General features: G+C 61.9%; 13 protein-coding genes. 10 read left to right on the plus strand and 3 right to left on the minus strand.

Annotation, left to right across the window (positions count from 1 at the left end; translation table 11 throughout):
- The first annotated feature begins 6 nt into the window (after nucleotides 1-6).
- On the plus strand, nucleotides 7-3,369 hold the full coding sequence (gene mscK / locus M8Q45_RS22310) for a mechanosensitive channel MscK (protein ID WP_249876423.1): 3,363 nt from the start codon (nucleotides 7-9) through the stop codon (nucleotides 3,367-3,369).
- Between the two features lie 38 nt (nucleotides 3,370-3,407).
- Complete coding sequence (selO, locus tag M8Q45_RS22315; RefSeq protein ID WP_249876424.1) at nucleotides 3,408-4,871, plus strand: protein adenylyltransferase SelO; 1,464 nt, start codon at nucleotides 3,408-3,410, stop codon at nucleotides 4,869-4,871.
- Nucleotides 4,872-5,187: 316 nt separating this feature from the next.
- Here the strand turns inward: selO and M8Q45_RS22320 are convergent, their stop codons facing one another.
- Nucleotides 5,188-5,457, minus strand: coding sequence for a hypothetical protein (locus M8Q45_RS22320; protein ID WP_249876425.1), 270 nt, complete (start codon nucleotides 5,455-5,457; stop codon nucleotides 5,188-5,190).
- A 102-nt stretch (nucleotides 5,458-5,559) separates the two neighbouring features.
- Complete coding sequence (locus tag M8Q45_RS22325) at nucleotides 5,560-6,465, minus strand: LysR substrate-binding domain-containing protein (protein WP_249877377.1); 906 nt, start codon at nucleotides 6,463-6,465, stop codon at nucleotides 5,560-5,562.
- A gap of 205 nt (nucleotides 6,466-6,670) precedes the next feature.
- On the opposite strand from M8Q45_RS22325, the gene ycaC reads away from it, so the two are divergent.
- Both ycaC and trxC read left to right on the plus strand, forming a co-directional pair.
- Complete coding sequence (ycaC, locus tag M8Q45_RS22330) at nucleotides 6,671-7,297, plus strand: isochorismate family cysteine hydrolase YcaC (RefSeq protein ID WP_030140945.1); 627 nt, start codon at nucleotides 6,671-6,673, stop codon at nucleotides 7,295-7,297.
- 106 nt (nucleotides 7,298-7,403) lie between these two features.
- Complete coding sequence (gene trxC / locus M8Q45_RS22335; protein WP_249876426.1) at nucleotides 7,404-7,826, plus strand: thioredoxin TrxC; 423 nt, start codon at nucleotides 7,404-7,406, stop codon at nucleotides 7,824-7,826.
- A gap of 144 nt (nucleotides 7,827-7,970) precedes the next feature.
- On the opposite strand, the gene M8Q45_RS22340 is transcribed toward trxC, so the two are convergent.
- A complete protein-coding gene (locus tag M8Q45_RS22340) occupies nucleotides 7,971-8,741 on the minus strand; it encodes a ParA family protein (RefSeq protein WP_181290888.1) in 771 nt (256 codons plus the stop codon).
- 356 nt (nucleotides 8,742-9,097) lie between these two features.
- Between M8Q45_RS22340 and M8Q45_RS22345 the strand changes: the two genes are divergently transcribed.
- From M8Q45_RS22345 to M8Q45_RS22370, 6 genes are read left to right on the plus strand one after another with little or no spacing between them, the layout of a single operon-like run.
- The gene (locus M8Q45_RS22345) at nucleotides 9,098-9,817 is read left to right on the plus strand and encodes a beta-ketoacyl synthase chain length factor (RefSeq protein WP_249876427.1); all 720 of its coding nucleotides are present in this window, start codon (nucleotides 9,098-9,100) and stop codon (nucleotides 9,815-9,817) included.
- Nucleotides 9,793-10,602: a lysophospholipid acyltransferase family protein gene (locus M8Q45_RS22350; RefSeq protein WP_249876428.1), complete on the plus strand. Its 810-nt coding sequence runs from the start codon at nucleotides 9,793-9,795 to the stop codon at nucleotides 10,600-10,602. Before M8Q45_RS22345 ends, M8Q45_RS22350 begins: the two co-directional genes overlap by 25 nt.
- Complete coding sequence (locus tag M8Q45_RS22355; protein ID WP_030140950.1) at nucleotides 10,583-10,840, plus strand: phosphopantetheine-binding protein; 258 nt, start codon at nucleotides 10,583-10,585, stop codon at nucleotides 10,838-10,840. Before M8Q45_RS22350 ends, M8Q45_RS22355 begins: the two co-directional genes overlap by 20 nt.
- Before the next feature lie 8 nt (nucleotides 10,841-10,848).
- Nucleotides 10,849-11,103: an acyl carrier protein gene (locus tag M8Q45_RS22360; protein ID WP_030140951.1), complete on the plus strand. Its 255-nt coding sequence runs from the start codon at nucleotides 10,849-10,851 to the stop codon at nucleotides 11,101-11,103.
- Nucleotides 11,100-11,645, plus strand: coding sequence for a COG4648 family protein (locus M8Q45_RS22365; RefSeq protein ID WP_249876429.1), 546 nt, complete (start codon nucleotides 11,100-11,102; stop codon nucleotides 11,643-11,645). The genes M8Q45_RS22360 and M8Q45_RS22365 overlap by 4 nt, the downstream gene beginning before the upstream one ends.
- Entirely contained in the window at nucleotides 11,642-13,321 is a 1,680-nt protein-coding gene (locus tag M8Q45_RS22370; protein WP_249876430.1) for an ApeI family dehydratase, read from the plus strand. Before M8Q45_RS22365 ends, M8Q45_RS22370 begins: the two co-directional genes overlap by 4 nt.
- The last annotated feature ends 166 nt before the right edge of the window (nucleotides 13,322-13,487 follow it).

The following is a 13,487-nucleotide window of genomic DNA, read 5'->3' on the forward strand; positions in this document are numbered from 1 at the left end:
GTCTCTATGCCTACCCTGCGCTCCTTTCTTGCCGTCGCCCTGCTGGGCTTGAGTCTTTCCATCTGCACGGTGCACGCCGCTGAACCGCCCACCAGCGCTTCGGTCCAGGCGAGCCTGGACAAGATCGCCGATCGCAAATTGCCAGAGGCCGACCAGAAAGCCCTGCAGGCCGTCTTGCAGAACACCCTGGCCCAGCTCAGCAACAAAGCCGACTACGAACAGAAACTGGTTGCCCTCAAACAACAGTTGGCCAACGCACCCAAGCAGAACATCGAGAACCAGCGCGAGCTGGCGCGGCTCAAGAGCTCTAATGCGGTGCCGGTGGCGCAGCGCTACGCCAACCTGCCGATTCCCCAGCTCGAACAGATGCTGACGGAGCGCTCCACCCAGCAGAGCGACCTGCAAAAAGCCCTGGCCGATGCCAACAGCCTGGTCATCACCGCCCAGACCCGTCCCGAGCGTGCCCAGGCGGAAATCGCCAGCAGCCAGACCCGGATCCAGCAGATCAACGCCACCCTCAAGAGCGGCAGGGATGCAGGCAAAGCCTTGAGCGCCGAGCAGCGCGACCAACTCAACGCTGAGCTGGCGGCACTCAATGCGCTGATCCCCTTGCGTCGCCAGGAACTGGCCGGCAACAGCCAGCTGCAAGACCTGGGCAACAGCCAGCACGACCTGCTGAGCGAAAAGATCGATCGCATGGAGCAGGAAATCCAGGACCTGCAAAACCTGATCAACCAGAAGCGCCTGGCCCAGTCCCAGGAAACGGTGACGCAGCAATCCATCGAAGCGCAGAAGGCCGGCGGCAGCAGCCTGCTGGCGACCGAAAGCACGAACAACCTGAAACTCTCCGACTACCTGCTCAAAAGCACCGATCGGCTCAACGAAGTGACCCAGCAGAACCTGCAGACCAAGCAGTTGTTGGACAGCGTCACCCAGACCGATGCCGCGCTGGACGAGCAGATCAGCGTGCTCAAGGGCAGCCTGCTGCTCTCCAAGATCCTCTACAAGCAGCGCCAGACCTTGCCGCGCCTGAAACTCGACCAGAACCTGGCCGACCAGATCGCCGACATTCGCCTGTACCAGTTCGAAGTCAGCCAGCAACGGGAGCTGCTGAACAACCCTGGGGCTTACGTCGACAGCCTGCTGGCGTCCCAACCGTCCGAGCAAGCCACTGCGCAACTGCGCAAGGCCTTGCTTGAACTGGCCCTGACCCGCGTCGACCTGCTGGACCGCCTGAACCGCGAATTGAGCGCGGTGCTCAACGAATCCATCACGTTGCAGCTCAACCAGAAACAATTGCTCAGCACGGCCCAGAGCCTGCGGGCCACCCTTGAAGAACAGATGTTCTGGATTCCCAGCAATAAACCGCTGGATTTCGAATGGATGCGTGGCGTGCCGGCCCGCCTGGAAAAACAGGTCGACTCGCTGCCCTGGGCCTCGAGCCTGAGTGAATTGGCCGATGGCCTGACCCAGCGGCCGTTGCTGTTCCTGCCCCTGGTGCTGCTGATCGGCGTGCTGCTGTGGCGGCGCAAGAATCTGTATGCGCGCCTGAACAAGGTTCACCAGGATGTCGGCCACTTCAAGCGCGACAGCCAGTGGCACACGCCCCAGGCGATCCTGATCAATATCCTCCTGGCGATGCCGGTGGCGCTGGCGCTGGCTTTGTGCGGCTACGCCTTGCAGATCGACGCCCGCGGCCAGAACACCAACCTCGGCGCGGCCCTGCTGCAGATCGGGCAGGCCTGGCTGGTGTTCTACACCGCCTATCGAATCCTCTCCCCGGGCGGTGTGGCCGAGCTGCATTTCCGCTGGGAAAAACCCCAGGTGGAATTCCTCCAGGGCTGGATCCGCCGACTCGGGCTGGTGGTCCTGGCCTTGGTAGCCGTCGTGGCGGTGGCGGAATTGCAGCCCTCGGCCCTGGCCGATGACGTGCTCGGCATGCCGGTGGTGCTGACCTGCTACGCCTCGATGGCCTGGCTGCTCAGCCGACTGCTGCTCAGCAGCCCGACGCACCAGAACACCTCGCTGTTCCGCAAGGCCGTCGGCGTGCTGTTCACGGCGTTGCCGATCGCGTTGTTCGTCGCCGTATGCTTCGGCTACTACTACACCGCGCTCAAACTCAGCGATCGCTTGATCAACACGCTGTACTTGCTGATGTTCTGGCTGGTGATCGAGGCCACCTTCGTGCGCGGCCTATCGGTTGCGGCACGGCGCCTGGCCTACCAGCGCGCCCTGGCCAAGCGCCAGGCGGCCAAGGAGGCCGGCGATGGCGAAGCGGTGGTCGAGGAACCGACCCTGGACATCGAAAAGGTCAACGAACAGTCCCTGCGCCTGATCCGCCTTGCCTTGCTGGGCGGCTTCATGGCCGCCCTGTACTGGGTCTGGTCGGACCTGATCAGTGTGTTCTCGTACCTGGACAACATCACCCTCTACGAATACACCAGCGGCACCGGCGTCAACATGAGCATGGTGCCCATCAGCATCGGCGACATGCTCGGCGCGCTGATCATCATCGGCATCACCTTCGCCCTGGCGCGCAACCTGCCGGGCCTGCTGGAAGTGTTCGTGCTGTCGAAGCTGAACCTGGCCCAGGGCAGTGCCTATGCCACCACCACGCTGCTGTCCTACGTGATCGCCGGCGTCGGTTTCGTCACCACGCTGTCCACCCTCGGCGTGAGCTGGGACAAGTTGCAATGGCTGGTGGCCGCGCTGTCGGTGGGCCTGGGCTTCGGCATGCAGGAGATTTTCGCGAATTTCATCTCCGGCATCATGATCCTGTTCGAGCGTCCGGTGCGTATCGGCGACACCATCACCATCGGCAACCTGTCGGGCACGGTGAGCAAGATCCGCATTCGTGCGACGACCATCACCGACTTCGACCGCAAGGACATCATCGTCCCGAACAAGACGTTCATCACCGGGCAATTGATCAACTGGTCGCTCACCGACACCGTCACCCGGGTTACGTTGAAACTCGGCGTGGACTACGGATCGGACCTGGACCGGGTCCGCGAGCTGCTGCTCAAGGCCGCGCGTGACAATCCGCGCGTCTTGAAGGAGCCGGAGCCGATCGTGTATTTCCTGAACTTCGGTGAAAGCACCCTGGACCATGAGCTGCGCATGCATGTGCGCGACCTCGGTGACCGCAACCCGGTGCTGGACGAAATCAACCGTTTCATCAATCGGGAATTCAAGAAGGAGCACATCAACATCTCCTTCCGGCAGATGGAAATCTATCTGAAGAATCTGCAAGGCCAGGAATACAAACTGGTGCCTGCCGAACCCGACAAAAAGACCATCACACCCGTGCCTTCGGCGGTCGCCAGCATCAAGCCGGTGCCCGAGCCGCCGCAGGATGCGCTCGACTGATAACGGGGGGGCCTGCGGGCGTCCCGCCGGAGACGGCCATGAAAACGCTGGAAACGCTGACCTTCGATAACCGTTTCGCCCGCCTGGGCGACGGTTTCTCGGCCCATGTGCTGCCCGAGCCCATCGACAATCCACGGCTGGTGGTCGCCAGCCCGGCGGCCATGGCGCTGCTGGACCTCGACCCCGCTGAAGCCGATGCACCGCTGTTTGCCGAGATCTTTGGCGGCCACAAGCTCTGGGCCGAAACCGAGCCGCGGGCGATGGTGTATTCGGGGCATCAATTCGGTCACTACAACCCGCAACTGGGCGATGGCCGCGGGTTGCTGCTGGGCGAGGTCTACAACGAAGCCGGCGAGCACTGGGACCTGCACCTCAAGGGCGCCGGCCAGACGCCGTTTTCCCGGATGGGCGACGGACGCGCGGTGCTGCGTTCCTCGATCCGCGAATTCCTCGCCTCCGAAGCCCTGCACGCGCTGGGGATTCCTACGACGCGTGCGTTGTGCGTGATCGGCTCGGACACCCCGGTGTGGCGAGAAAAGCAGGAACGCGCCGCCATGGTGCTGCGCCTGGCGCCGAGCCATGTGCGCTTCGGACATTTCGAATATTTCTACTACACCAAGAAGCCGGAGCTGCAGGCCACCCTGGCCGAACATGTACTGAACCTGCACTTCGCCGAATGCCGGGAGCAGCCGGAACCGTACCTGGCGATGTACCGTGAAATCGTCGAGCGCAACGCCGAGCTGATTGCCAAGTGGCAGGCCTATGGTTTCTGCCACGGCGTGATGAACACCGACAACATGTCGATCCTGGGCATCACCTTCGACTTCGGACCGTTCGCCTTCCTCGACGATTTCGACGCCAACTTCATCTGCAACCACTCCGATGACCAGGGCCGCTATTCGTTCAGCAACCAGGTACCCATCGGCCAGTGGAACCTCAGCGCCTTGGCCCAGGCCCTGACGCCTTTCATCAGCGTTGACGCCCTGCGCGAGACCCTCGGGTTGTACTTGCCGCTGTACCAGGTTCATTACCTGGACTTGATGCGCCGCCGCCTCGGCCTGACCGTCGCCGAAGAGGATGACCAGAAACTGCTGGAGCGCCTGCTGCAATTGATGCAGAACAGCGGCGTCGACTACAACCTGTTCTTCCGCCGGCTGGGTGAACAATCGCCGGAACGAGCCGTCGGCACCTTGCGCGATGACTTCGTCGACCTCAAGGGCTTCGACGCCTGGGCCGAGCTTTACGTTGCCCGGGTCAACCGCGAAGGCCCCGTTGATCAGGACCAGCGCCGCGCCCGCATGCACGCCGTCAACCCGCTGTACGTGCTGCGCAACTACCTGGCACAGAAAGCCATCGACGCCGCCGAGTCCGGCGACTACGAAGAAGTCTGCCGCCTGCACGCCGTGCTGAGCAACCCGTTCGAAGAACAACCGGGCATGGACAGCTACGCCGAGCGCCCGCCGGAGTGGGGCAAGCATCTGGAGATCAGTTGCTCGTCGTAATGCAGGCCCAGGCTAAAACAGAGCTCCCACCAAACACATAACCCTGTGGCGAGGGAGCTTGCTCCCGCTGGGCTGCGCAGCAGCCCCAAATGGGCCAACGCGTTCTTCCGGGTAAACCGCGTCTACCGGTTTTACGACGGCTTCGCCGCCGAGCGGGAGCAAGCTCCCTCGCCACGGATTCAGGATGTCTGGACGAGAGTCATCGCGAGCAATCTCCCACATGGGTGGGCTGTTGTCGCAAATATCGCGGTCACACAGCCATCCATGTGGGAGCGAGCTTGCTCGCGATGGCGATCTTCAATTCATTACAGCCTGCTCACCCGACCTTATCGTTCCCCTGTTCGGGCGTCTCGATCCCTGATTCCGCTTCTTCGCCAGCCGGCTCTTTCGGCGGCTTCTCCTCCGGATAACCGGGCATGCCGCGAGCGTCTTCCGGGGTCAGTTCGTCCCGGTCGTGGCGACTGTCGGTGGCATAGGCCGGGGCCGCGTTGGGGTCTTCGTCGCGGCCGGCGGTGCCGAGGACAAAGCCGTCGTCATTGGGGTTGTCCAGTGCCTGGGGGGTGGTTGGGTCTTGAGGGTTGCTCATGGGACCTCCTGGTTGTGAACAGGTATGACTTTTGAGGGCGCCGCGCGCCTACAGTGCGGCGCATCTGATGAATGGCAATCCGATAAACCAATCTTCACCGCCCTATGCCATATCACTGTGGCTGAATTCCTCGGCCAGGAAATCAATCAGCGTGCGCACCGACGGCAGCAACCCGCGCCGTGAAGCAAAGATCGCATGGACAATGCCGCACTTCGGCGTCCAGCCCGGTACCAGCTCCACCAGCCGTCCGGCAGCAATGTCCTCGCGCACCACCACACTGGGCAAATGGGCGACGCCAATGCCTGCCAGCACCGCATGCCGCAGCGCGAGCAGGTCATCAGTGACCATGCGCGGCTCATGGCGGATCAAGGCGCGGGTGCCGTCCGGGCCGAACAATTCCCACTGATATTCACGCTGCGCCCCGCCCCAGTGCACGCTTGGCAGGCCGTTGAGGTCCGCCGGGGAGGCCGGTGAAGACAACTGATCCAGGAACGCCGGGCTGCCCACCAGGCACTGGGTGCTGTTGCTCAGCACTTTCATGACCATGTCGGTGTTTTCCAGCGGCGGAAAGCGCACCCGCAAGGCGATATCAAACCCTTCATGGATCAGGTCCACCCGACGGTTGGTGCTCTCGATGAACAGCTCCACCCGCGGGTACTTGAGCATGTAGCGAGTCAGCATCGGCCCGACCCAACTGTTGAGCAGTGCCGTCGGACAACTGATGCGCACCAGCCCCTGGGGTTCTGAGCGGTTGCGCTCGATCACCTCGGCGGCACTCTCGGCCTCGACTCGCATCGCCAGGCAGCGCTGGTAATAGGCCTGGCCAATCTCGGTCAACGTGCAGTGGCGGCTGGTGCGATGAAGCAGGCGCACCCCGAGCCTCTCTTCCAACTGGGCGATACGCCGGCTGAGCTTTGATTTCGGCATGTCCAGCGCGCGACCGGCCGCGGCGAACCCACGGTGCTCAACCACTTGGGTGAAGTAGTACAGCGTGTTGAGGTCTTCGATGGTCGTTCTCCAAATAGAACGCTAAGGCTGATTTTCGCAGTCTAGCGCATCAAAGGTGCCAGTTTTAATCTACACACATCGAAACGCAACACGGATTGAAACCGGCGCTTCGGCCAGATGAGTCACCGATCAATCGCTGCACCGGCATTAAAAAACTTAACCACGCCGAAACCTTCGGCAACCAAAACTTAATGAGGGCTACGCCATGACTACTTCCTACAACCGTCTCGACAAAGATAACGCCGCCGTTCTGCTGGTGGATCACCAGGCTGGCCTGCTGTCGCTGGTACGCGACATCGACCCGGACCGTTTCAAGAACAACGTGCTGGCCCTGGCTGACCTGGCGAAGTACTTCCAACTGCCGACCATCCTCACCACCAGCTTCGAAACCGGCCCCAACGGCCCGCTGATGCCAGAACTCAAGACCTTGTTCCCGGACGCTCCGTACATCGCTCGCCCGGGTCAGATCAACGCTTGGGACAACGAAGATTTCGTCAAGGCGATCAAGGCCACCGGCAAGAAACAACTGATCATCGCCGGCGTCGTGACTGAAGTCTGCGTCGCCTTCCCGGCACTGTCGGCCCTGGCCGAAGGTTTCGAAGTGTTCGTGGTCACCGATGCCTCCGGTACGTTCAACGAACTGACCCGTCAATCGGCCTGGGACCGTATGTCCTCGTCGGGTGCACAGCTGATGACCTGGTTCGGCCTGGCCTGCGAACTGCACCGCGACTGGCGCAACGACGTGGAAGGCCTGGCGACCCTGTTCTCCAACCACATCCCGGACTACCGCAACTTGATGACCAGCTACAACACGCTGACCAACGGCAAATAACCAGCAACACCAATACCCCTGTGGGAGCGAGCTCGCTCCCACAAGGTTTTGTGGCGGTTTCTATATAGTGTGCAATCTGTGTAACCGATTTTCAGGAGACGACCCGATGCTGATCCCCTGCCCCCACTGCAACGGACTCAACCGTATCCCCGCCGAACGCCTGGGCGACCAGCCCAAATGCGGCCGCTGCAAGGCGCAAGTGCTGTTGGGCACACCCTTCGAACTCAAGCAAGGCGACTACGCCAGCCAGATCAAGGGCGACCTGCCGTTGCTGGTGGACGTCTGGGCGGACTGGTGCGGGCCGTGCAAATCCTTCGCGCCGGTGTTCGAACAGGCCGCCGCGCAACTGGCCGGCAAATGCCGGCTGGCCAAGCTCGACAGCGAGGCCAATCAGCAATTGTCGGCACAATTGGGGATTCGCTCGATACCCAGCTTGATCCTGTTCAAGGATGGCCGGGAGATTGCGCGCCAGAGCGGGGCGTTTCCGTTGCCGCAGTTGATGAGTTGGCTGCGCAGCCAGGGGATTTGAAACAAAGCACTCAGGTGTGTTTGGAATCCTGTGTGGGAGCGAGCTTGCTCGCGATAGCGGTATATCAGTCAATACTGCATCGACTGGCAGGCCGCTATCGCGAGCAAGCTCGCTCCCACAGTGAATCTTCAGAGTGGATCCCAATCAGGCGTTTTCCAGCAGGCTATGCAACTCCACGAACTGCTGGGTCAGTTTATGCCGCGGGTCCAGGTGGATCAGTGGCAGGCTCGCCTGGTGCGATTCACGCATGCGCACCGAACTGCTCAGGTAGACCGGCAACACCGGCAGGCCTTCGGCGATCAGCTCATCGAGAATCTGTTGCGGCAGGCTGGCGCGGGCCTGGAATTGATTGACCACGATCCCCTCCACCTCCAACGCTTCGTTATGGTCGTCCTTGAGTTCTTCGATTTCCGCCATCAGGCCATACAGCGCCTGGCGGGAAAAACTGTCGCAGTCGAAGGGAATCAGTACGCGATCAGCCGCGATCAACGCCGAAACCGCGTAGAAATTCAACGCAGGCGGCGTATCCAGGTAAATCCGGTCGTAATCCTCGTCCAGTTCTTCAAGCAGCTTGCGCAGCTTGTTGATCTTGTGTTTTGCCTCGAGCTTGGGCTGAAGGTCCGTCAGTTCTGCCGTGGCGGTGATGACGTGCAGGTTGTCGAAAGGCGTTTCGTAGATATCGACCTTGTTCTTTTTCGAGAAGGGGCCGGATGAAAGGGTCTGCTTGAAAAAGTCGGCGATGCCCATCGGAATGTCGTCACCCGTCAGGCCGGTCAGGTACTGCGTGGAGTTGGCCTGGGCGTCCAGGTCAATCAATAGCGTGCGATAACCCTCGCTGGCGCTCACGGCTGCAAGATTGCAGGCGATGCTGGACTTGCCCACGCCACCCTTCTGATTGAACACCACACGCCGCATGTCAAAACCTCCGTGTATCAAAGATGACCGAGTGTAGTAGCCCAAGACACCGCTTCGCTACCTTCGACACGGGTGGATTACTGCGTTGGTGGCTTTTTCCGACAACCAAGCGTCAATTCCCCGGTGATTACCGGAAGGAACTGACAGACACAATCGTCACAATCACGACAATGTGCGTGCCGGAGCCGGGCCTGACCAACCGACGGATTGACCCGGACAAAATGTAACCAGTATTTGCTACAAGCCAACCGCACCGGGATAATGCGCGCCACTTGGGTCGCAAGGCCATGCAGGGTTGGACGCGGGTCAAACCACTGAACCGTGACAATAAAAGCCCGCAGGGGTGGGATGAGTTTGTGATCAATTTCAATATCGCCCAATGGCGCGCGTGGGCCCCTGGGCTCGAAAGCGTGGACGATTGGCAGGCATGGAGCCGACAACCGGTCGTGCTGTCCGCCAGCGACGCGGCCCCTGACGTGTCGTTCCTGCCCGCCATGCAGCGCCGACGCCTGAGCCGCCTGGCGCGCATGGCGTTCAGTGTCGCCTGGCCACTGGCCGAGGGGCGACCGGACCTACCGTTGGTCTTTATTTCCCGTCACGGCGAAACCCCGCGCACTTTTGAGATTCTCAAGGACCTGGCCGCCGACCAGCCCTTGTCTCCGACCCAATTCAGCTTGTCGGTGCACAATGCGGTCATCGGCCTGTGGTCGATCATGCGCGGCGAAACCAGCGAGATGACCGCCCTGGCAGCCACGGGTGACGGCCTGGAGCACGGCATGCTGGAAGCCGTCGCGCTATTGAATGAAGGTGCGCCAGCGGTGCTGCTGGTCATCACCGAAGAACAACCACCCCAGGTCTATGCCCCCTGGGTCGACGACGTACCGTTTCCCTATGCGGTGGGACTGTTGCTGACTTGCGGTGACGACTGGCAACTGGACCTGTCCAGCGCACCAGCACCAATGGCCGGCAGCGACTGGCCCCACGCCCTGGATCTATTGCGTACGCTGCTGAGCAACGACACCACCTGCCAACATGCCTGGAAGAATCGTCTATGGACCTGGCAACGCAACCGGTGACCGGTAAACATCGCGACGCCTACTACTGGCGCCTGTTCGCGACCGCTGCAAGCTTCGCCCTCTTCGGGTTGGGCGGGCTGTGCCTGCGGTTGCTGGTGTTTCCCCTGCTCAACGCGTTGCCCGCCGATCCACAGCCCCGTCGCCAGCGGGCTCGCCGCACGGTTGGGCGCTTGTTCTGGTTCTTTATCCGGTTCATGGCCCGTACCGGTGTGCTCACCTACCAGATCGACGGCGCGGAGAAACTCGGCCGCCCGGGGCAAATGATCATCGCCAATCATCCGTCGTTGATCGACGTGGTCTTCCTGATCGGGTTGGTTCGCGACGCCAACTGCGTGGTCAAGCAAAGCCTGTGGGACAACCCTTTCACCCGTGGCCCGCTGCGCTCGACCCAATACATCAGCAATGACGGCAGCATGGACATGCTCGACGCCGCCAGCGACGCCCTGCGGGACGGCCAATGCCTGATTGTCTTTCCCGAGGGCACGCGCACCCAGCCAGGCCATGCGCCGGCCTTTCATCGAGGCGCCGCGGCCATTGCCCTGCGAGGGGCGAAGGTCCTGACGCCGGTCACGATCAAGGTCAGCCCCACCACGCTGACCAAGGCCGAACCCTGGTATCGCATCCCCCATCGCCGCGTGCACTTCAGTTTTCATGTTGGGGCCGATATAGACCCACAGGCTTTCGCCGCGCTGGGCCCTGCACCGCAGGCTTCACGCCGGCTCAACGATTTTCTGCATCACTATTTCATCAAGGAGCTCGCCGAAGATGAGCGATCTGCACCGTGACATCAAACAGCTGATCATCGACGCCCTCGGCCTGGAGGACATCGGTATCGACGACATCGGCGACGATCAGACCCTGTTCGGCGAAGGTCTTGGCCTGGACTCAGTGGATGCCCTGGAGCTTGGCCTGGCGATCCAGAAAAAATATGGCATCAAGATCGACGCCGATGCCAAGGACACCCGTAACCATTTCAGCAACGTGGCAAGCCTTGCGGCCTTCGTCACTGCAAAAAGCGCCTGAGACCGACCATGCAAACTCGTGACGATATTTTCAACACCCTGCGCGATGCGCTGGTCGAGCTCTTCGAACTGGACCCTGAGCGTGTAACGCTGGAATCGAACCTGTACCAGGACCTGGAAATCGACAGCATTGATGCGGTGGACCTGATCGACCACATCAAGCGCCAGACCGGCAAGAAAATCGCCGCCGAAGAATTCAAGTCGGTGCGCACCGTCAATGATGTCGTCGAGGCGGTCTATCGACTGGTCCAACCGGCCGCATGAGCCGGCTGATTGGCCTTGGCCTGCTGCTGGTGGGCCTGCTGTACCCCTTTGCGGTGTATTTTGGCATGGAGCACTTCGCGCCATGGCAATTCGGGCTGCTACTGGGCGGCCTGTGGCTGGCCCGGGCACTGCTCGGCAAGGGCGGGACCGGCAGTCGCTGGATGGCGGTCACGGCGATCATTTTTTGCCTATTGCTTGCAGTGTTCGACAGCCCGCTCCTGCTGCGCTGGTATCCGGTGTTGATCAGTGTGTTCATGCTGGGTCTGTTCACCCTGAGCCTGAAATATGGCCCGCCGATGGTCGAACGCCTGGCTCGCCTGCGCGAACCGCAGTTGCCGGCCAAGGCAGTGGTGTATACCCGCCAGGTCACGGTGGCCTGGTGTGTGTTTTTCCTGTGTAACGGTTTGCTCGCCGCCGCCCTGACCCTCTGGGCGCCGCTGAGCTGGTGGATGTTGTACACCGGCCTGATTTCCTACGGATTGATGGGGCTGATGTTTGCCATTGAATGGCTCATACGACAACGGGTAAGAGGCCGCCCATGAATTGGATAACACTTGAGCAGATGTTGCTCGAGGCCCTGCCGGACCGCGCTGTAGCCGTGGAACCGGCGCTGAATCACGCACAACTGCGCGATGACGCGCTGTGCCTGGCCGCCGGCCTGCAGGCCCGGGGCGTGCGGCATATCGCGGTGCACCTCGAAGATGCCGCCGACCTGGCGACCGCCCTGTTCGCGGCCTGGCGCGCCGGGGTGCGCGTGCTGTTGCCCGCCGACCTGCAGGCGCAGACGCGCCAGCGCTGCTCCGCTGACGTCGATCTGTGGCTGACCGACCTGCCCGGCGACACCCAGGCGGGTGACCTCCGACAGGCTCCCCTGGAAGCGGCCGGACTGGACCTCGATCAGTGCTGGCTGAGCCTGTGCACTTCCGGTTCCAGCGGCGAGCCCAAGCGCATCGAGAAAACCCTGCGTCAGCTGAGTAATGAAGTCCAGGCACTGGAACGGCTATGGGGTGCGGACCTTGGTCCGGCCTGCGTGATCGGCAGTGTCGCCGCCCAACACATCTACGGGTTGTTGTTCCGGGTCCTTTGGCCGCTGTGCGCCGGACGCCCTTTTGTTCGTCGTCAACTGCCCTTCCCGGAAGACATGCAGCGCGCCAGTCGCGAGCATCCGGCGTTCGCCTGGGTCGCCAGCCCCGCGTTGCTCAAGCGCATGGGCGACAATCTCGACTGGCCGGCCCTGAGCAGTGTGCGCCGGGTGTTTTCCTCCGGCGGTGCCTTGCCGACAGAGGCGGCGCAGAGCCTCGAACAGCGCCTGGGACAATGGCCGACGGAAATTTTCGGCAGCTCGGAAACCGGCGGCATCGCTTGGCGCCAGGGCGGCGACTTGTGGCAACCCTTCGCCGACGTCGAGCTGAGCCAGGACAGCGACGGCGCCTTGCTGATTGCCTCGCCTTATCTGCCAACCGGTCATGTGGAACCTACCGCCGACGCGGTGCGGATCGCCGCAGACGGGCGTTTTGAATTGCTCGGTCGCTTGGATCGCATCGTCAAGCTTGAAGAAAAACGCATCTCACTGCCGATGCTGGAACAGGCGCTGACGGCCCACGAATGGGTCAGCGAAGCCCGGCTAGGCGTCGTGCAGGAAAATCGTGCCTCCCTCGGTGCCCTGCTGGTGCTCAGCGAAACCGGCCTGCTCGCCTTGCGCAACCTGGGTCGGAGGGCCGTGACCCAAGCCCTGCGCCAACACCTGAGCGGGCATTGTGAAACCTTGGCCCTGCCCCGACGCTGGCGCTGGCTGCGGCAACTGCCGTTGAACGCACAAGGCAAGCTGCCCCAGGCCGAAGTCGAAGCCGTGCTGATGGCGCCGCGTCCGAAAACCCCCGAGGTGCTTGAACAGATTGAAACCGACGGCGAATGGAACCTGCGCCTGACGGTGCCGCCCGACCTTGCCTATTTCAGCGGCCACTTTCCCACGGCGCCGGTCTTGCCCGGCGTGGTGCAAGTGGACTGGGCCATGAACCTGGGCTGTCAACTCATGGACCTGCCGCCACGCTTCGTCGGCATGGAAGTGCTCAAGTTCCAGCAATTGGTGCGACCCGGCGATGAAATCCACCTGCACCTGCGCTTCGATCGTGAGCGCGGCAAGTTGTACTTTGCCTACCGCAATGACACGGCGGCCTGTTCCAGTGGGCGGATTGTGTTGGGAGAACACAATGCCTAGGCGCCTGCACACATCATTGTGGCGAGGGAGCTTGCTCCCGCTGGGTGGCGTAGGCGCTGCCAAGTGCAACGAGGCTGCGATCTTGTCCCTATCCATTGAGTCCAAAGCGAAAGATCAAAAGATCGCAGCCTTCGGCAGCTCCTACCGTTGGAGCTTGCTCCCTCGT

It is taken from the genome of Pseudomonas sp. T1.Ur (genome assembly GCF_023516725.1).
GTDB lineage: Bacteria > Pseudomonadota > Gammaproteobacteria > Pseudomonadales > Pseudomonadaceae > Aquipseudomonas > Aquipseudomonas alvandae.

Coding starts and splice junctions, on each gene's coding strand:
- mscK (WP_249876423.1), top strand. CDS start 7: ATGCCTACCCTGCGCTCCTTTCTTGCCGTCGCCCTGCTGGGCTTGAGT.
- selO (WP_249876424.1), top strand. CDS start 3,408: ATGAAAACGCTGGAAACGCTGACCTTCGATAACCGTTTCGCCCGCCTG.
- M8Q45_RS22320 (WP_249876425.1), bottom strand. CDS start 5,457: ATGAGCAACCCTCAAGACCCAACCACCCCCCAGGCACTGGACAACCCC.
- ycaC (WP_030140945.1), top strand. CDS start 6,671: ATGACTACTTCCTACAACCGTCTCGACAAAGATAACGCCGCCGTTCTG.
- trxC (WP_249876426.1), top strand. CDS start 7,404: ATGCTGATCCCCTGCCCCCACTGCAACGGACTCAACCGTATCCCCGCC.
- M8Q45_RS22340 (WP_181290888.1), bottom strand. CDS start 8,741: ATGCGGCGTGTGGTGTTCAATCAGAAGGGTGGCGTGGGCAAGTCCAGC.
- M8Q45_RS22350 (WP_249876428.1), top strand. CDS start 9,793: ATGGACCTGGCAACGCAACCGGTGACCGGTAAACATCGCGACGCCTAC.
- M8Q45_RS22355 (WP_030140950.1), top strand. CDS start 10,583: ATGAGCGATCTGCACCGTGACATCAAACAGCTGATCATCGACGCCCTC.
- M8Q45_RS22360 (WP_030140951.1), top strand. CDS start 10,849: ATGCAAACTCGTGACGATATTTTCAACACCCTGCGCGATGCGCTGGTC.
- M8Q45_RS22365 (WP_249876429.1), top strand. CDS start 11,100: ATGAGCCGGCTGATTGGCCTTGGCCTGCTGCTGGTGGGCCTGCTGTAC.
- M8Q45_RS22370 (WP_249876430.1), top strand. CDS start 11,642: ATGAATTGGATAACACTTGAGCAGATGTTGCTCGAGGCCCTGCCGGAC.